The organism is Bacillus cereus group sp. MYBK101-2, assembly GCF_051918845.1.
Taxonomy (GTDB): Bacteria; Bacillota; Bacilli; order Bacillales; family Bacillaceae_G; genus Bacillus_A; species Bacillus_A paranthracis.
Window position 1 is genome coordinate 348,885 of sequence record NZ_JBQAIE010000001.1, and the last position, 19,419, is coordinate 368,303.

The following is a 19,419-nucleotide window of genomic DNA, read 5'->3' on the forward strand; positions in this document are numbered from 1 at the left end:
TCCTTAGTTCCACTTGGTATTCCTCGTGGTCTTGATATAGGTATATGACTTAGAAAGAGTTATATTGCCTGTCCATTTAAACTTTTCTAAATGTTCGTTAATTAAATTAAAGGAGGACACATTTCCATATGCGAATTGTATATAATTAAAGAGGTGATATTGTGCGATTAAAATGTAAACTTCGTGTTATTTTTGCTGAAAGAGAAATACGTCAAAAGGAATTTTCAAAACTTATTGGAATTAGTCAAACTACAATGAGTTCACTTGTTAATAACACGACGCTACCTACCTTTCTTACAGCCTATAAAATTGCAAAGGAATTAAAATTGCACATGGAAGAAATTTGGATAGAGGAGGAGAATGAAAATGTATAAAAAACTTATAAGTATTTGCATTGGAAGTACCTTATTATTAGGCCTAACAGCTTGTGATTCTTCTAAACAAAGTGAATCAAGCGAAAAAACGAACGTCAAATCGCAACCAGAAACTAAAAAAGATTTAACATCTCAAGATGAGTTAAATAAGAAGATAAAGCAAGATGCTGAAGAAGTTAGTTTTGTTAAGGCAAATGGAGATCAATACGAAAAAGGAAAAAGGCTTAAAGCCACCGGAACGGTAGATTTATTACTTAAGTCTTCAGCATTACCCTCATTTGTCATAAGTACAAACGAAAATAACGGCAAAGGCATGTACACTATTCAAATTGTCCAAAGTGGAGTGCAAACGAACGAAAATGAAATAACACTTAAAAACGGATTAAAAATATCTAAAGGATCAATAGTAACAATCTATGGTGCCTACGACGAAAAAGATAAAACAGGAATGCCTAAAATTAGTGCAACAGTAATTGAGCAATAAAAAAAGCCGCCCAACAGGACGGCTCTTATTTTTGTTCATCAAACTATTCTTTTGTTTTATTTAACTTCATACCACCATTTATCATCTAGTTGAGCATTCATCAACCATATCTCATCACACATTATCATTATTTTTGAATAACTGGAACCCAAAGTTCACTACTCGGATTTCGATCAGGTGCTAAATAATTTTCAATACAAGGAAGATCTACCAACTCATATCCAGAGGTAGGTAGCCATTCTGTATAGAGGCGTTTCCATGCATCAGAGACATTTGGAAAAACAGCCCAAGTACTTTTAGGGATTACAATCTTCTCCATGCCAATAGTATATTCGCTTTGGTAACGGCATCCCATCATATACTCAAATGTTTCATCTGTTATAGCAGCTTGCTTTCCACATACACCTAAAAGACCTTCTAATTTACATTGCGGATTTTCCCATGACATATCTATAAGTCGTTTCAATAATCCACTTTTTGTTGCTTCCTCCCATAATGTCGGAATCATACGAAAGGCAGCCTCAGTTATGACTTTTTCTTTCACTCCTACAATTTCAACCTTACAATCTAGCACTTCAATTCTATACTCCATCTCCACATCCCCTTTAATCGTGATTTGAAAGGAAATTCTCGGAAAGGCTTTTAATTCAACCCCTTTACGTCTCGCTTCTGTTGGAGTCACCCCATGAAGGCTTTTAAAAGCCCGACTAAATGCGTCCGGTGAATCATATCCATACTTCAGCGCAAGATCAATAATTCGAATGAAATTATCATTTTGAAGTTCAAATGCAGCTTGTGATAAACGTCTACGCCTTATATATTCCGACAAAGTAAAACCTGTAATAGACGAAAACATTCTAGGAAAATGATACTCTGAACAACAAGCTAACCTCGCTACTTCTTTTGCATCTATTTCATTCGATAAATTTTGCTCAATATAATTCATCGAGCGATTCATTCTCTCTAACCAATCCATTCTAAATCCTTCCTTTCAAACACATTATGGACAAAATAAAAATATCTTTCCCGATTTTTGTTGATTGAAAGATGTCGGGTGTTTTTAATATTGATAGATTTTGAAAATATACCGATACCTTCTGAAAAAATTTTGATAAATGACAAAGTTTTTTACTATTACCCGTTTCAACATTGTCCTCTACCTTTTTAAAGTTCTTAACCACCTTATTATAATTAAAACAACTTTTTTTGTAATCAAGTATCATTATTGTGAATTTACAATACCACTTTTCAATTTCAAATTATTAAAAAGTTATGCATTCAATAAAAACTTTTCAATAATCCCCTTTCGATATCTGTTATACTAAATATTGAAATTTTCAATATTTAGGGGGATAGAAATGGAAAAAGCAACAAATGAAAAAGAAGAAAAAAAACGCCGAGGGTGTGGATGTTTAGGTTGTTTAGGTATCATCATTTTATTAATTATTTTAATAGGCTCTTGTACAAAAAGTTCGGATAGTGATAAATCCGAAAAAGCCTCTACTGTTATTAAGCAAGAGGAATCAAAACAATCTGAGGAAGTAAAAGAAGAGGAAAAAAAACAACAAGATCTTCAGAAGCAACAAGAAGAATTAAAAAAGCAAGAAGCTGAACAAAAAAGACAACAGGAACTTCAAAAACAAAGAGAAGAACAGCAAAAACAAAAAGAATTCAAGAAACAACAAGAGCAACAAAAGAAACAAGAAGTTGCTACTCCACCCAAAACAAATCAAGTAACAGAACAAAATGGAACTTGCACTATTAAAGGTAATAAAAATAGTAGAGGCGAGAAAATTTACCATATGCCTGGTCAACAGTTCTATGATAAAACAAATGCTGAAGAAACGTTCTGTTCTGAAGCTGATGCAAAAGCTGCTGGATATAGAGCTTCTAAAAAATAAAGTATAAAAAGCCGCCCAACAGGACGGCTCTTGTCTTTTTACTTCACATACACATAGGCTTCACTTGCTGTGACATAGTATGTTTTACCTTTACTATTGTGCACTTTGTATTGCGGGGATCCATTGACGTTTATTTTTGCATCAATTGTAAAACCTAATCCTGCATCTACAGAACCAGCAACATCTTTTTCCTGCCAAGATGGAGCATCATAGAATCGTAAATTATTAACTTTAGAAACAACACGCTTACCTACAATTGATGAATCTACTGTGCTTTTCTTACTAAACTTCACATAAGATGGATCGTTCTTAATCCATTGCTCTCTACCAAGATTTAACCAACCATCCTTTTCACCCCATACAACATAAGATTCCGGTTTATTTAGCTGTCGAATCTTAGAATAACTTGTACCAGGTCCTTTACGTAAGTTAACATTGTAACCTTCAATATAAGCAATACCATCTGTTACAGCCGTTGGAACTTCTGCTGGTTTAGACGGCTTATCAGGAACGGAAACTTCCACACTAGAGTTATTATATGCGCGTTGTACATCAGCGCGGAATTGAGCTTCTGAAACGCCATGAGACTTTAAGTAATCAAGTGGATCTTCATGATCTGTACCACCAAGATATTTCGTCACATCGTAGTGAGTCCACAATCCTTTTTCTACTGATATTCCACGGTCACGAAGGATTTTAGCCAATAACTTAACGTACTTATCATAGCTTCGTTTGAATTTTTCATAATCTCTTGTTTCGCATAATTCTACGTGAACAAATCGTTTATTTGCTCCTGGTCCTGCACCGTAAGCAATGTATTTCGTATCAGCAATTTGGATTGTTTCATTCCAATCAACTGCATAATGTACGAATGCCGAACGCCATGTACGAGACTCATATTTTTGAATATTAATAGCTGGTGCTTCTGGTGTTGCTGTAGAATGTGCTACAACGCCCTCATAAGCACCTACACCATAACGGTATGATTGTTTAGGTAAATCAGGAATAATCAGTGTTCTATCAGCAAAAGCACTTGTTGCAACGGATAAAGCTAAAATAACAGCAAAGAGTACAGAAGGAATATGTTTTAATGTTTTTTTCATTTTATATCAGCATCCTTTTTCATAATTTTTGTGTGGTCAAATAATCCACTTGCTGATAGACCAATGATGATTCCTTGAAATACCTTTGTTTTGATATCTCCGTCCAAAAATAAAACGCCTAGCACAATGCCAAGCGTTAAATTTAATAACGGAACATATTTTGTTTGTAATCCAATTGTTTTTACGATTTGTGAGAGACCAACTACAATTCCAATCATTACAGCTAAACTAACCATTACATACCACCCCCTTTCATTAAGAAAGTGAGAATACCACCAATAATTCCACCAACTATAAGTCGTAAAATCCAGGTAGTATTGGCGCTGATTTTATCTAACTGCTTATTGATATTAATAATGTCTTTTTCGTTACCTGTTGTTCGTATTTCTAAGCTTTTCACTTCTAATCTTATTTCTTTAATTTCTTGCTTGATTTCTTGAACATCACTTCTTACTTCTTGTAACCCTTCCACCTTAACCACCCCTTTCTAGGCAATAAAAAAAAGACCAGCTTATAACTGCTGCTCTGGTTTCTCATCGATTAATTGTTGTAATAATTCTTCTAATCGGACTATCCGATTTTCTTGATTAGCTACTTGTGATTTTAGATTTGCTATTTCTACCTCTTGTTCCTGTACTGTTGTATCAACTTCTTGTAACCCTTTAATTCCAATGGATGCGAATGAATACAAATGAATTCCTTTACCACTTTCATCGATAAACGCTTCATCACATTCATCTACAATTGCTCCGTAGTATGTTTTAATATCTTCTGTTGTCAATGGTGGATCATTGGGACTTTTCTCTTCTCTCATCCGGTATAGTTCGTTTACAGCATTCTTATAATTAAATTGTCTAATTTTAAGGCTTCTAATTTTTTCTAAGGCGGAAAAAGAAACATCACGAATGTTAGATTTATATTCTCGTAATGAAGGGCTCATGAAATTACCTTGAACAGATCCCCAGCCATTTTGAGTAACAGATGACTTTACTTGAATAATACCTGTATATCCAGCCACACGGCTATTACGTAATGTAATGTTTGGCAACCTTAAATCTGCATCTGAACCGTTATCTTCAAGGACTAACGAAGTTTGATATAACCCCGGTTTTCCTCGTCTAAAATACCAATTCCCATTCCCTGTATAAAACGCTTGGTAATCATTAGCATTTAGAACACTTATTCCGTTCCTTTGCAACTCCCAATACACAGACTTTTGAACTGAGCCATCAACTATACCATCACTAATACCAATGCTCGCATAAGCCCCTGGCCATCCTGCACCTGCTTGAGACATAAACAAAGTGCCTTCTGGAGCATTAGTCCTTTCATCTGAACCTAAGATGAAAGTCGGTTGCACTGCACCATCTTGTCTACGATAATAACCAAGAAATGCTCTAGCAACTCCGCTTTCATATAAACGTACAAATTGATCATCTAAACTAACATAGTTATTAGTGTTTGATGTTCTAATTTGACAACCGCTCAGCAATCCAGCTTTAATCCACTCAGCATTAACTTTACCAACTAAATCTATTCGTGCTGCATTTAACTTAATGTTTTCTTTACTCATATTGAATGCTGCGATTACATCATTTTCCTTTACAGATATGCTAACGCCCTTTTCAGTTAACTGAAGACGGGTTTCCATATCTCTTACATAAGATGATGTAGCAAATTGCCCATTTGCTTGCTCTTTTGTATATACCTCTGTCTTTTTAGCAGAAGCATTGATACCCTGTTCATTGATAGAAAAGCGATTATCAATCAAAGTCATTTTTTGATTAAATTGCTCAGTTGCAAGTTTATTAGCTAATTCATCTAATAAATCTTGTTTATTTTGATTGACTGTTTGCTTCAACTCAGGAATCTTAAATCCAGCAACATAATCCTCTACTTGTTTAAGCTCAACTTTACCTTCAAGTGCTTTCGCAGTATTTTCCCAACCAGCTTTCGCCTCTTGTAATTGTCTCCCTTGTTCTGTCTGCGTATTTTGTATTAAAGAGACATTTTGTTTAATGGTATTTGCATCCTTTTCTACAGTTGCAACACGCTTATCAAATCCACTTTGATTGTTTTCCACTTTTGTAATTGTTTCTTTAATTCCATCCACGCTTTTTGCAATTTCAGTTGTTTTCTGAGTGAACTCATCCGTTGTTACCTGTTCTTCAGGCGGCGCTGTCCAATCTTGCGGCTTATTCCCTTTATACAAGGCGACCCATTCCACAATAGATTTCGTAGTGCTACTCGGATAGTTATATAAGCTTAACTTTCGTTCATTTCCACTTGTAGCTGCAACTGCTTTGAAGGTTACATAAGTTATTCCATTCGCGTAAACACTTGTTGCATATCCAACATTGCTAGACCCACCATTCTGCCAAATTCCAAATTTTTGTCCTTGTGGGACACTCCCTTTAATTACAAAGGTATACTCTTCACCCGCAAAGAAATTTTCAGTTAGAGTATATTGATTGATTAGATAGTCTGTTTTTTCATATTTAACATTTGAACCTAATAAAAGGTTACGTCCACCAGCTTTATCGCTATTAACCTTTGTTTCTACACTCGTCAACTTCTCACTGATTTTCCCAGCTTTTTCTTCTATTTCAGTAGTTGTTTTCTTTAGTTCACTTGTTTTTTGCTGTACATCAGATATCGTCTTTTTTGTGCCTTCTACGGTTTGCTCTACTGTATTTAATTTACTGCTTATTTCAGTATCTTTTTTCGTTAACGTTTCGATAGAAGTTTTAAATCCATTAGAATCCTGTTCAAACTGAGTTACTTTCTTGTCAATTTCACCCTGTTTATTTTCGATATTAGAAATTGTACGACTGACACCCTGTAAACCTTCCTGTACTTCATTGAATTGTCCTGTAGCTTGATTCTGCGCTTCTTGAACCTTTTGGTTTAACTCTGTTTTTGTGGACTCAATATCTTTATTAACCTGATCTAATGTTTCTTTTTTTACAGATTCAACATCGGGTACAACCGATTCCCACGCTGTACCTGTCCATATTTTTAAAATGCCGGGCTTTCCTTTACTAATATCTCGCCAAAGCGTTTTAAAAGGTTTAAGACCTGTTGTTGGCGGATTCTTGGATTCTATAATTTCAACCGTATTATTTTTAATATTCTCTTGTACTTTTTCAGCTAGTGTTTTTGCTGCTTCTGACTCCTTTTTTGCATTACTAGCTGTTTCATTAGCATCTTGAACCAATTTATCTAGCTGATCAATCATTTCTTGTTTATTGCCTAATGAACTGAGGATACGGTTATAAATCTTTCTTAATTCCTCATTTTGATTAACTATCTCGCGATAATCCCCGAATTCATATTTATCCTGTGTTGGGTCTGTAAAAGATTCATCTCCAGCTATTACTCTCGCTTCAAGATATAATGCTGGTGTAAACCCTGTATCTTTAATTTTGATTGTGTCGCCTTCATTGATTAATTCATGTTCTAGACCGAAAATACGACCAATTGATTGTGCTTCCACTTCATATGAGATTGAGGAATTGACACGCTTTTTCAATTCTATTTCCATAAGCGTTAGTAAACGTTTTGGAGTCATGTCTAATTCTTCTGTTTCTGGTGTATAAAAACCGAATTTATGTTGTCCGTGCTCATTCCATCTTTGAAACGCATCTGCATCTACGATATAAGGTAGACCGTTATTAATACTTTCAATAGTGATTACCTTGTCGCCTTCACCTTTTACAAATCCAACTAAAGCAGTGCAAATATCACGTGTATGCTCAATACGCGTTACACCAATTAAATCTTTTCCCAATTCTATTTCTTTACCTGTGTCACGCCCACGCTTTTGAATCATATCCACATACCAACCGATGATTTGTGACCCCTTAACTTCTACGCGATATTGAATTTCTAATTTAAACAGTGACGCAATTTTCTTTAAAAAAGTAAGGGGATCCAGAAACTCATCTATTGTCATTGTGTGGAATCCTGCATAATCTGTTTGACCACGTTCCCACTTCATACCTATAAGAGCCATATCGATAAATTCATTTACTGTTTTACTCTCTATACGTTGTGGTTTTATAACTCCTGATTTTGCAATTTGAACCCAAGCTCCTGAAGCATATGTGGTAATGGATCGATTATCAGAATTTTTTTCAGTCTCTGTAATAACATATGGTACGATTCTTCCATCGCGAACTTCTTTTAAAACGAGATTTTGTTGTTGTAACGCAACTGCATGGTCTGTTCCATCGAAAGCGGTGAAATCCAACATATCAACATTATTTTTAAGTTCCCAATGCCGTTTGTCATCCCAATAGTCTTCTGGCTGGATAGCTGCAACAATTTGATCCGTTTTAAAATCCACAACATGCAAAATTCCGCTTGGTGTTCTCATCTATATCTCTCCCTATAACTAATTGTTGCATTTACATCAGGTGGCATGATATCGATACGATTTTCACCACGTATTACGATAGGAAAATTACTAAAGATTTCTTTTAAATTGATTGCATTTTTCCCGTTGATCGTGACAAGACTTTGCTCAGTATCGATAACAATTTTATCTCCAGTGTCAAAGATATATGGTTGTGCATTAGATGGGACTTTGTTTACTTTCCAAATCTTTAAATCATCGATTTGTATTACATCAACAGGTTGGTTATTATCCCACTTACATATCGCAATCATAACTTGTGCAATTTTTCGTTCTGTCATTGGATTTCCTACTTCATCAACCCACTTCACTGGAAGTGATGCATCATCGATTTCAGTACCATCTCTGAAACGCGCTACATAAACAGACCACTCTTTACCTCGTCTTGCTATACGTAACCTACCGTAAAATTGATTGAATGTATTAGGATGTGCTCCATTTGTATCTACTAATTTTCTTATACTGTTAGGTGTTCCGGCATTCCCAATACGCATGTATGCTTTTGTGATTTCAGCATCCCAATATAAATCGTTCATGTTGATTCGCGCAACAATATTACTTGTATCATCCAAAAGCAATACCTCAACACGCCCCATTTCTCCAATACTTTTAGATTTCAAACGCACCCATGCTTCCATTTCGAAATCTTGAATAGGGCCACCTGGAATGTTTTTCTTAGCTATTGCTCCGTGGAAACCTTTCTCTTGCCCATAATCTTCGCAATATAATGCGTAACCATCTCTTGATTTAAAACTACCTGTACCCTTCATTTCTTCAACTTGTCCTGTAACAGGTGTCCATCCTACAGGAGTAGCCATTTCATCCCACATGACTCTTTCTCGTTCTTGTACCGTGGTTTGCTCCACAGTCAGAGGGTAGCCTATTCTGAAATAATCACGATTATGCGGATACTCTCCAAACCATACATCTAAAAAGGTACTTGGTTTTTTTACCGTCATTTCAATTAATGCTGGAGCTTCTACATTTCCTTTATTAGTAAAATAAGAAGTTGTTTCTGTAGACCACTCTTGTGTAAATTTGTGAGTATTGCTTTTCCCTAATTTATACGGCATTGGACAAACAAAAGTAATAACACCTCTACCTCTATTGACTATTTCGTCCAAATCAACAGAACCATCAATTAATGCTAAATAAGTCCTGTCTAACTCATCATCAAAAATAAGTTCAGCAGGTTGTTCTGTATATAACCAATCCGCTAAATCTTCTTTTAACTTTTGTAAATCCGCCATATCTTTTTTCGCTTTAATAACAAGAGGAACGTCAATACGACGTTCCTCCGTTTCTGTATTAAGTAAAAGAGCCCCTGCGCGATGAGGGACTCTTACTAATCTTCTTTTTACTGGAGCCCATGAAGGACGTTTTCTTCCAACTAGCATTTGAATATAATCTTTTCTAATATTATTAAAAGTAAAACTAAGTTTCCCCAACGTGCTCACCACCCTTAAAATTCCGCTCTTCTTTTTTGTTCACGATCTTGAAGCTTTGTAGTATAGGTATAACTTCCATTTGCAAGTTCTTTTCCATCTAAAACATTGGTCATGTTTACAGTTAAATTCAGTTCCTGTTCTCCACCCGATCTATTCGGGAATATTGTTTTTGCAGTAGGTAAATTGTTATAAGCTAATTGCGGTTGTGCATATCCGTTAAAATCGCTAAATGTATTGCGTGGGATACTATATTGATTCGTTTGGAATCCAAAATCAAAAACAGATGGCATATTCCCCATCTGTTTCTTAACGGTTCCGACTACATTTTTTGCTGCATCCACAACAAACCGTTTCCCCTTATCCATACCAACTCCAACACCTTCTGGAACCGCACTACCAATTGGAATCATAACCTTAGATGGACTATTAATTTCAAGTGCTCCGGAAATAGTCTTTTTAATATCGTTTGCAATTCCAGCAGCCTTACTAAATAGACCTCCTGAAGCATCATCTATCCCTCTTCCAAGACCCTCTATAATTGATTTACCAATGGAACGTAAATTTATAGAACTGAAAAATTTTTCAACTGTATTCCATTTTTCTTCGATACCGCTTTTCACTTCGTTCATCTTATCTTTTACAGCTTGGACTTTTTCACCAAATTTTCTCGAAACTGTATTTTTTATTTCCTCTACCTTGTTACTTGCAGAGTTTTTCATATCTTCATATTTGTTGGTAACATCTGACCACATTTCTTTCATTTTTCGGACAACATCATCTTTCATAACTTGATATTTCGATTTTACTTGGCCAGTTTCCCAATCTACCTGATTTGCATGTTCACCAGCTTGCGCTTTTGCTTCACTCACAATTTCTTTATGCTTATCTCGAGCTGTAGAAACTGTACTATCATACTGACGTTTTGCCTCTGCAATGATTGCGTTCGCTTCATCAGCAGTGATTGTTTTATTTTCATCACGTTGGCGAATCGCCTCTGCAATTTTTTCATCACGAGTCTTTTTTGCATCTTCAATAACTTTATCTCTTGCTTTGGCGCTATTCTCTACAACTTCCGCTGCCTGTCTAGCTGAAATTTCACTAGCCTGCACACGCATATTTTCAAGAATAACCTTCTGCTCCATTTGATTTTTAGACATATGCTCAACAGCAACTCTGTCCATTTCATCCTGCAATGCTTGTAATGAGATACGTTCAGATGTTGTTAATTCCCTATTTTCCCTAGCGGCTGTTTGCAGGATTTCTTTAATTTTATTTTCCTTTTCTTGTGTTTTTAGCTTTTCTTGTTCATAGTGCTGATTTAACTGCTCGATTCGTTTGTTCTCTTCTTCAGCGCTTAATACATACGAATCAGCAAAAAACTTTTTAAGTCCTTCAATTTCTTTTTGCTGCCTTGCGTTGGTTTTTTCAATAATTGTATTAGCCAATTTGTCATATTGACCAATCAACTTCTGCGACTGTTCTTCTGTTATTACCTCATGATTCAATCTAATTTCAGTTAACTTTTGTCTAATACCATCAGACAGTTTGAAATACTCACCAAGAACTTTCTTTGTCGAGGAGCTTACTTTCCCTTCTGTGTTTGTAGCAAAGCGATCAACTGAAGCAATACTGTCTTCAGTTGCTTTTTGATATGCTTTATACGCAACAACTCCAGTTCCGATAAGAGCGGCTGCTACTAGACCAATTGGTCCTGTTAAAACGGCAAGCGCACTTCCTAAGAATCCAACTGCTCCAGCCGCAATTCCAGCAATCCCACCGACTGATGCTAATGCAACAGATAAAGAACCAATTCCTGAAGCAATCATTCCAAATGCTGCTAAAACCACACCTATTGCTGTAGCCACAGCTGTTAGCGCCAGAACAATACCACCTGTAATTGCAATGGCCTTTTGTACTGGTCCAGGTAAAGAGTTGAATCCGTCAACAAGTTTTTGTAAACCAGCAACAAACACACTCACCACAGGAGCAAGTGCATCACCAATTGTCTTTTTCATAGTAGAAAACGCTGAATCTAATAAAACGATTCTTCCTTGGAGGGTATCAATCTTTGTTTTTGCAACATCGGCAGCCGTAACTTTGGACATTGCATCCCACATTTCATTAACCCCTTTTGCTCCTTCTTTAAAGAGAATAGTCGCACCACGAACGGCATCAGAACCAAATAATGTTTCTAACGCCATACTTCTTTGTTGATCTGTTAAATCTTTCATAGACTCATGAAGTGTTCCTGAAATATTTTCTAGACTTTGAATATGTCCCTGTTGATCGTAAAATTTTGATGATAAGAATGCGGAACTTGTTGCTAACTCACGGAATGTTGTATCACATTTATCGTTCCACTTTGTAACTCCTTCAGTTTTCATTACATATTTTTCTAATGCAACTTCGATATCTCCCACACTTCTAGATGCTGGAGTAACTCCATTTTTTACCAGGAAATCAAACCCTGCTTGAGCGTTATATGTGATAAGACCTAAATCACGCATTTTGTTATATGCTTCTTTAGTAGATGGATTTAACCTCATAAGCATCGTTTTTAAGGATGTCCCTGCATCTGAACCTTTTAAACCATTTTGAGCGAATACTGCTAAAGTTGTCGCGGTATCTTTAAACGTCATCCCTGCTCCTGCCGCTACTGCTGAAGAGGCAGCAAGACCATATTTTAATTCACGTACATCAGTTGCCGATGCGTTTGCCGCTCCTGATAATATGTTAGCTGCATCTGCTACTGAAAGATGATCCGCTTTGAAGGCATTTAACGCTGTTGATGCAATTTCTGCCGCTTCACCTAAATCTAATTCTCCAGCCGTTGCTAAGTTCAGAGCACCTGATAGACCTCCATTAATAATATCTGTTAAACTGACACCAGCTTTTATTAATTCTTCAATACCTTTTCCTGCTTCTACAGAAGAATACTTTGTTGTTTCACCCATATTAACAGCCAGTTCACTCAACTTTTTCATTTCTTCGCCAGTAGAACCAGATACTGCTTTAATGTTAGCCATCTGTTGTTCAAAGTTCATTGATTCAGTAACCGCTGATTTTAAACCACGCCCTATAGCGTAAGTCATTCCGCCAAACACCATACCAATTTGCATTCCTGCATTTTGCAAATGATTTCCCAATGTTTCCATACGGTTTCCGAAATTGAGAAGACGATTACCTTGTTGTTCTAGTTCATGATTTGACTGACGTAATTCAGTTTCGAATCGATTAAGTTCAGCGGTAGCTCGATGAATTTGTTCAGCATAATGTTGAGCTGATTGACTTGCTGCACCTTCTTCTGTTTTAGCACGATTGTAAGCGGACTGAAGCTCCCTGATTTTCTCCTTTTGCTTATCTACCATACGAGAAAGTACATCAATTTTTGCTCGAGTTTGTTCAGTAGCATTGGTATATCCATGCATTCCTGTTGTAACCGCTTGGAATTCAGCTTGTAAAGACTTCAATGAATTATTTAATTTATCCAGTGCTGTTTGTTGTGCCTGACGATTCACTTGTTTGAGTTCATTTTCAAATCTATTTAAATCAGCAACTGCTTTATTAACTTGAGAAGCATATCGTTGAGTTGCTGCATCATTTTCACCTAATTTAGCCTTATTTTGATCATAGGCTTGTCGTAACGCTTTAACTTTCTCTTTTTGCGCATCAATGAGCCTACTGAGTGTATTCATTTTCGCTTGCGTTTGTTGACTAGCGTTAGCAAAACCACCCATACCTGTACTCACAGATTTTAATTCGTTCTGTAATGTTCTGACTGCACGCCCTGAATTCGCGATACCTTGTCGGAAGTTTACATTATCAAGGGAAAGCCTAACGACCAAATTATTCATTTCATTTGCCATAGTCTCACCCCCTCATTAAATAATGTTTTCTGCCGGAACTTCTATTTCATTAGAGCTTGCATTTTCACTATTTGAATCACCTTGTTCACGACTCTTTTGATTCAGCTTTAAATAATGCCAAATATCCATTTCATTATCGATATGATGATGTTTATACCCTTGACGTAATAAAGAGAGGTAGAGCTCGTCCATAAACTCACTGAACGTTAGCCCTCCTCCCTCTACGCGTTTGGGTTTTCTTCTTCTCCAGATACAGGATTACCACCAGCTGCTTCCACAGTTTCATTTATAATTGCATTAATTACGTCTGAAGTTGTTGATAAAAATTTACGAGCATCAATCCCATCCCAATATTGGTCTAATGTAAATTGATCATCGTACACCTTCACCACGAATTTAACCATTTTATCCATATCTTCTGGACCAGGATTGTTTGGAATTTCAGCCAACTCAGGAGCCTGACGGATAAGACGGGCTGGAATAAATTCTGGCATATTAAAAGTTTGTTTTTCTTTATTAATCATTAAAGTTAATTTCATAGTTTTTCCCTCCTAAATTTAATAAAAAAGAGAGAGCTTTTGCTCCCTCTTACTTTCCTGCTGGCGGTTGTGCCACAGGCTTCTCATATACCTTTTTAAACCAGTTATCTCCTACCGCTTTGGTAAATGTAGGTTCGTCGGCATCTGCTGTAAATTTGGGTCTATCATCAAAATCGCGCTCAATAAATGAACCTTTCAGTTTCGTTGTTTGGAAGTTTGGTTTATCCTTCTTAGTTTCGCCTTCTTCTTCCTCTTGTGAAAGCTTCCCTTTTAATAACCAAACATATCGATATTTTCCATTAGCCTTTAAGAAACGCCATCCGATTGCTAGATACGGCTTTTCACCTTCGCGTCTCTCATCTAACACACCGTCTTTAACTTCTGGATACCCTTCAATATCTGCTTTTGTTGTTAACGAGATGTTACGAAGCTCGATTTCCACTTCTACTTCTCCATCCGACTCAGCGATTTCCGATTTTTTATTGTCACTCCACATAATCTCCGAAGCTACCTTTTTGGATGTTTTAATCTTTACAGCACCTTCCATTTCTTTTACTGCACTGTATTCAACACCTGTTGCATCATCTTTCAATAACTTGGCGTAAACAAGGCTATCTACACCGACAGTCGAACTAATTTTAATCACTTCTCCAGCCATCTATAACTCCACTCCTTTTGCGAATCGCATCGCGTAATGAAATATTTCTGTATCATCTTCATATAAATCAGCAACCGCATAACGTGAGAAGCCAATACTTTTCATGACTTCATTCACTTTTTGATGAATTGCTGTTGTACTACCCTTTGACCAAATATCGATTTGGAATGTGATTTCACTTTCGCTTTCATCATTATCTGCAAATCCATCTGGTCGATTATCTAATTCAAAAAACGTAATCCGTGGAAACTCTTCAGCATTTTTGGCTTTACGATAATAAACACGTTTTCCGCCTAATAAAGAAACAAGCTCCTGATTATTTCCAAGAGCTTGCACAATTTCAGGGCGTAAATTTATCATAAATTCAGCCCCATTTCATTTTTCAAGATATCCGTCATAGCACGTACCGCATCGGCTTTAGAAGCGTTAAAACCTGGTTCTATAAATGGATGTGCTGGCATTTTAGAAGTACCCCACTCTAAAAACTTTCCATAGAAATATGGAGAACGGTCCGCTTTGTCTATTCCAATCTTGATCGTTTTCACACCATTTTCCATTCGTGCCTTCGTAACTCGTATATTATCCAGCAAATGTTGGCCCGTACGCCAAGGTTCACTTTTGGAAGGTTTCTTAGGACTTGAACTCCTCGGTTCACTTCTTTCTGCAATAGCTTTTCGAATTTGTTCACCACCGGCTGCAAGAGCTTTATCTTCTATTTCCTCTCCACGTAACCCCATTTGATTTAATTCAGTAACCAAACGATCAAAACCTAACAAATCTACACCATCAGCCATTCATTCCACCACGCTTCCACATGATTGATAATGTGTGTTTTTCAGTTGGAATAACCGAAAGAATGTCATAAATCGTATTCTTATACTTGATTTTCATGTCAGCATTCACATCTGCGCGAAATCGGATTTCTGTTTCACCCTGCACTTCGCTGTTAGCTGCGGCTGCTTCAAAGTATTTTCTTCCCTTTAAAAAAATAAAAGAGCCCCATACAGTAAAAGAATCCTTATATCTTTCTATTGGATCACCGTCTGGGCTCTTTGCTTCATCATCTTTCACTTGAAATGTAAGACGTTTATCTAATTTACCTGGATTCACTTGAATCACCACCAGAATACTGCAACTGAACTAATATCGATTGCAAACTAAATGCTAATTGTTCTGCTTTTCCAACTGCTTCCCGATTTTCATGCCAATGGGAAATTAAAATACGAGCCGCCAATTTAGCAAGCTCGCTTTTTAAGTCCACATTTTTACTTGTAGCATTTTTAATATAGATTTCAGCTGCTATTACGAAAGATGTAATGAGATCGTCCTCCTCATCACCATCCACGCGAAGATACTTTTTAGCTTCCTCTAATGTTAGTACCAAGAAGGACACCCCCTAGCTTATTAAGCTCCAGTTTTAGGCGCAACCGTAATTTGCCCATACACAACTGCTTCTTGGTCCCATAATGTGACATCTTCACGTTCGATTGCTCGGAATTCAGAAGTATTTGTTCTCCAAGCATTTCCGCCTTCTTTGGTCATATCAATAGATAATTGTTTTCTATCCCAAAGAATAACTGCCTCTTTTAAATCCCCAACAATGAAAGGTGCTTTTCCGTCTTTATCTGTAGCAATTGTTTTATTGGACAACACAATAACGGGCTTACCGGAAAATAACTTACGAGTTGGATTTGTTGGATCTGGTTGAAGTAGTGGACGACCATTTTTATCTTCTAATTGATCTAAGTAATTAAATCCATCTTGGTTTGTAAAAATGTTCGCTACTGCTGCAAACATTGGATCTAGTGTAACATTTAATGTTGTTTTAAGGCCGTTATAATCCTTTAAATCAACTTTTGTTAGTTTATTGATTTCTTGTAAAATCAGATAGTTTCGAGTCGCAATAGATTTTTTCGCAATCCATTGACGTAAATATTCTTCTAAAGCTTGATCTGTATCATCTAATAAATCATTTGGCACCGGTAAGAAGCCTGCATAATCTTCAATAGCATACGATAAACGATCGAATTCAGGAGAAGCAATTTCTTGCATTGCATTTGGCTTACCATACTCAGATAATGGCGCAAAAGGTGTAGATGCTGCACGTTTCTCTAGCGTACGGGCTCCCTTGTTTGTTGATACAGGTTGTACATTTACATATTGTTCTAAGCTATCAACCGTTTGTTTTAATTGATTAATTGTTGTCGTAATATCTTCTGGAACAATATAGCCGCCATCTTTACCTGAATTCTCAGATAAGGCCGCTTTGTATTCCTGCATAACGCATGCTTCTTCATGGCTTAAATTTTGACCACGGATAGCTTTCATAAATACTTCTTTATACGATGGATCTTCATTTTTAACTGATGCTGGAGGCAAAACTCCTGCTTGTGAATTTACTGGGTCAGAAACTTGGATTTGCATCATCGCTAGATAGTTATCCAGTTCATTTTTCGCGTTTTTCGCTTCCTCAATTTTTGCCTTTGCATCTTCATATTTACCGCTATTGTTAAATTCTTCTGCTTTCGCTTTTAAATCAGCAACTTTTTGACGTAATTCTTGTTCACGTTTATCCATTCGGTATGTCCTCCTTATATTGGCACAAAAAATAGACCTATAGTTCTAACAGGTCTAGTGCATTTTGTATTTTTAATTGTTCATTATTGTCCTTCTTTGGAATAGAAGGAGCTTTTGCTACAATCTTATTTGGTGTTTTTTGATATTTATCAAAGTAATCACTACTACAAGCTGCGACTTCTTTTGCCTCCACAACTTCTATATTGAAGTATTTTTCAGCTTCTTCACCACTTAACCAGGTCTCAGCATCTACTAATTGTTGAATCTCTTCAATTTCAACACCTTCTTTTAAGTTCTCTTTGTATACATTCATGATTCCTGATTCAATGTTATCAAGGTCCTCTGCTGCTTTTCGGAAATCAATTGCATTTCCGACTGCAAATGTCCAAGGTTTATGAATCATTAAGAATGCGTTAGAAGGAACGACGACACGATCACCAGCTAAGGCAATTACTGAGGCAATAGAAGCTGCAACACCGTCCACATAAACAGTTTTTTGCGCTTTATTGCGCTTTAGCATGTTATAAATGGCTAAACCAGCAAATACAGAACCACCGCCACTATTTACATAAATATTAAGGTTACTTTTATCATCTAATTGGCCTAAAATATTTTTTACATCATCCGGCATAATATCAGAATCATCCCATTTCCAACCTGTATTATTTATGATGTCACCATAGATAAATAGATCTGCTGACGATTCTGTTTGATTTTTAATAGTAAATACGTCCTTAATTGTCCTCACCTCCCTTCTGTAGTGCCCCTCCATTAGCTTTTGCTAATTGGTATTCATCGGCAATTTCAATAGATACATGGTTTAAGTCAACGCGGTGTTTATCACCGTATTCCCCAATCCCGTCCATGTCTTCTAGTTCCAGCACCTTATTAATCGAAAAAGCACCAGCATCTAACATGATTTTGTAGAATTCTGCTCGTGATTTAGAATCAGCACGTAATAAGCTTGTTAGGTTAAACTTCAAGTAATATCGTTTTTGCTCATGAAATGAAAATGTTTTATAAGAAAACTCTTCCTCATACTGAATAAGAATTGGGCTCAATGTATTTTGAATAAAATCCAACGCTTGTTGCTCAATATTGGAGAAAGTAGCACGATCTAACTCATTAATCATATGCAAAGGAATATTAAAGATATTTGCAATCTCGCCTTTATCAAATTTCATACCTTCAATAAATTGAGCATCTTTTAAAGGCATCCCAACCTTTTCAAATTCTAAACCAGCATCTAAAATGGCAATCCTTTGAGCATTATTTAATCCTGTATTTGCCTCTTCCCATGCATCACGAAGTACTTCTTTCGCCTCTTTACCTAGTGCTTGTTGCGTTTTTAATATTCCACTATGCGCTGCACCGTTTGTAAAAAACTTGCCTTTAAACTTCTGTGCCGCTTGTGAGCTGCCTATAGACTCCCTTGCAATTTGAATAGGTGGTTTCCCTTTTAAACCATCAGTAGACAATGTAGTAAGATGTATAATGTCATCATCAGGTATTTTTATAGGTGTGCCGTCTGGCAAACTAGTGAAATACCATAGCTTATTGGTCTTTAGATCCACTGTGGGCGTTGTAACAGCTGGATTCAGTACCCATAATTCTTTTGGTCTTCCATCCAAACCCCAATGAATATTTATATAAGCATTTCCCCATGTATTACGGTGCGTTTCAATTAAATGTTTGAATTTGAATGGACTTTGATAAGGATTTGGTCTTCTTTCTAGAACAAAAGACACTTGATGTACCTTATCCCGTTCCCTTCCCTTCGCTGTCTTTTTAAACGTTTGAAAAGGAAGCATCGCAACACTATTCGCAAGGATGTTAATGCACCGATAAACCGTCGGAACACCTAAAGAGGACTCAACAGTTACCTTTTCACCGCTTGCGGCTTGATATCCAAATAAACTTTTAAACCAAGGAGAAGGATTTTTTAAATTTGTCGTATCCTGATTTCTAAATAACCGCCGAAAAATCAAATGTTTCACCTCCTTTCTATCTTCTTATCATTACCACCCCCAGCATTGTGAGAATAATCCCTAA

General features: G+C 36.5%; 20 protein-coding genes. 3 read left to right on the top strand and 17 right to left on the bottom strand.

The genetic code is table 11. The features are described 5' to 3' along the window. Positions 1-161: 161 nt before the first annotated feature. On the top strand, positions 162-374 hold the full coding sequence (locus ACTFSI_RS01670) for a helix-turn-helix transcriptional regulator (protein ID WP_001237238.1): 213 nt from the start codon (positions 162-164) through the stop codon (positions 372-374). Further along, positions 367-858 carry a hypothetical protein gene (locus tag ACTFSI_RS01675; protein WP_197225329.1) on the top strand — a complete coding sequence of 164 codons (492 nt, stop codon included), beginning with the start codon at positions 367-369 and terminating at the stop codon, positions 856-858. Before ACTFSI_RS01670 ends, ACTFSI_RS01675 begins: the two co-directional genes overlap by 8 nt. 127 nt (positions 859-985) lie before the next feature. On the opposite strand, the gene ACTFSI_RS01680 is transcribed toward ACTFSI_RS01675, so the two are convergent. Continuing rightward, complete coding sequence (locus tag ACTFSI_RS01680; protein WP_197225328.1) at positions 986-1,834, bottom strand: AraC family transcriptional regulator; 849 nt, start codon at positions 1,832-1,834, stop codon at positions 986-988. A gap of 382 nt (positions 1,835-2,216) precedes the next feature. Here ACTFSI_RS01680 and ACTFSI_RS01685 point away from each other — a divergent pair, with 382 nt between their 5' ends. Then, complete coding sequence (locus ACTFSI_RS01685; RefSeq protein ID WP_000409542.1) at positions 2,217-2,759, top strand: sunset domain-containing protein; 543 nt, start codon at positions 2,217-2,219, stop codon at positions 2,757-2,759. 38 nt (positions 2,760-2,797) lie between these two features. Here the strand turns inward: ACTFSI_RS01685 and ACTFSI_RS01690 are convergent, their stop codons facing one another. From ACTFSI_RS01690 to ACTFSI_RS01765, 16 genes are read right to left on the bottom strand one after another with little or no spacing between them, the layout of a single operon-like run. Then, positions 2,798-3,862: an N-acetylmuramoyl-L-alanine amidase gene (locus ACTFSI_RS01690; protein ID WP_197225326.1), complete on the bottom strand. Its 1,065-nt coding sequence runs from the start codon at positions 3,860-3,862 to the stop codon at positions 2,798-2,800. Then, complete coding sequence (locus ACTFSI_RS01695) at positions 3,859-4,098, bottom strand: holin (protein WP_438877100.1); 240 nt, start codon at positions 4,096-4,098, stop codon at positions 3,859-3,861. The genes ACTFSI_RS01690 and ACTFSI_RS01695 overlap by 4 nt, the downstream gene beginning before the upstream one ends. Then, entirely contained in the window at positions 4,098-4,334 is a 237-nt protein-coding gene (locus ACTFSI_RS01700) for a hemolysin XhlA family protein (protein ID WP_000398745.1), read from the bottom strand. The genes ACTFSI_RS01695 and ACTFSI_RS01700 overlap by 1 nt, the downstream gene beginning before the upstream one ends. A gap of 39 nt (positions 4,335-4,373) precedes the next feature. After that, on the bottom strand, positions 4,374-8,240 hold the full coding sequence (locus ACTFSI_RS01705) for a phage tail spike protein (RefSeq protein ID WP_197225324.1): 3,867 nt from the start codon (positions 8,238-8,240) through the stop codon (positions 4,374-4,376). Next, positions 8,237-9,727 (bottom strand): distal tail protein Dit, encoded by a 1,491-nt coding sequence (locus ACTFSI_RS01710; protein WP_197225323.1) that lies wholly within the window; start codon positions 9,725-9,727, stop codon positions 8,237-8,239. Before ACTFSI_RS01710 ends, ACTFSI_RS01705 begins: the two co-directional genes overlap by 4 nt. Positions 9,728-9,741: 14 nt before the next feature. Beyond that, complete coding sequence (locus ACTFSI_RS01715) at positions 9,742-13,593, bottom strand: phage tail tape measure protein (protein ID WP_197225322.1); 3,852 nt, start codon at positions 13,591-13,593, stop codon at positions 9,742-9,744. A gap of 15 nt (positions 13,594-13,608) precedes the next feature. Further along, positions 13,609-13,785, bottom strand: coding sequence for a hypothetical protein (locus tag ACTFSI_RS01720; protein WP_000344046.1), 177 nt, complete (start codon positions 13,783-13,785; stop codon positions 13,609-13,611). 29 nt (positions 13,786-13,814) lie between these two features. Then, positions 13,815-14,132, bottom strand: coding sequence for a phage tail assembly chaperone G (gene gpG, locus ACTFSI_RS01725; protein ID WP_000779128.1), 318 nt, complete (start codon positions 14,130-14,132; stop codon positions 13,815-13,817). A gap of 49 nt (positions 14,133-14,181) precedes the next feature. After that, on the bottom strand, positions 14,182-14,790 hold the full coding sequence (locus ACTFSI_RS01730) for a major tail protein (RefSeq protein WP_098756342.1): 609 nt from the start codon (positions 14,788-14,790) through the stop codon (positions 14,182-14,184). Then, complete coding sequence (gene gp17, locus ACTFSI_RS01735; protein WP_197225321.1) at positions 14,791-15,150, bottom strand: tail completion protein gp17; 360 nt, start codon at positions 15,148-15,150, stop codon at positions 14,791-14,793. Then, positions 15,147-15,584 carry an HK97-gp10 family putative phage morphogenesis protein gene (locus tag ACTFSI_RS01740; RefSeq protein ID WP_049108306.1) on the bottom strand — a complete coding sequence of 146 codons (438 nt, stop codon included), beginning with the start codon at positions 15,582-15,584 and terminating at the stop codon, positions 15,147-15,149. Before ACTFSI_RS01740 ends, gp17 begins: the two co-directional genes overlap by 4 nt. Beyond that, entirely contained in the window at positions 15,577-15,900 is a 324-nt protein-coding gene (locus tag ACTFSI_RS01745) for a phage head closure protein (RefSeq protein WP_044821580.1), read from the bottom strand. Before ACTFSI_RS01745 ends, ACTFSI_RS01740 begins: the two co-directional genes overlap by 8 nt. Beyond that, positions 15,887-16,174: a head-tail connector protein gene (locus ACTFSI_RS01750; protein ID WP_000244593.1), complete on the bottom strand. Its 288-nt coding sequence runs from the start codon at positions 16,172-16,174 to the stop codon at positions 15,887-15,889. The genes ACTFSI_RS01745 and ACTFSI_RS01750 overlap by 14 nt, the downstream gene beginning before the upstream one ends. A gap of 20 nt (positions 16,175-16,194) precedes the next feature. Then, positions 16,195-17,367, bottom strand: a complete 1,173-nt coding sequence (locus tag ACTFSI_RS01755; protein WP_197225320.1) for a phage major capsid protein — start codon at positions 17,365-17,367, stop codon at positions 16,195-16,197. Positions 17,368-17,404: 37 nt separating this feature from the next. Further along, positions 17,405-18,115, bottom strand: a complete 711-nt coding sequence (locus tag ACTFSI_RS01760; protein WP_001259163.1) for a head maturation protease, ClpP-related — start codon at positions 18,113-18,115, stop codon at positions 17,405-17,407. Beyond that, positions 18,102-19,355 (bottom strand): phage portal protein, encoded by a 1,254-nt coding sequence (locus ACTFSI_RS01765; protein WP_197225318.1) that lies wholly within the window; start codon positions 19,353-19,355, stop codon positions 18,102-18,104. The genes ACTFSI_RS01760 and ACTFSI_RS01765 overlap by 14 nt, the downstream gene beginning before the upstream one ends. Between the last annotated feature and the right edge of the window lie 64 nt (positions 19,356-19,419).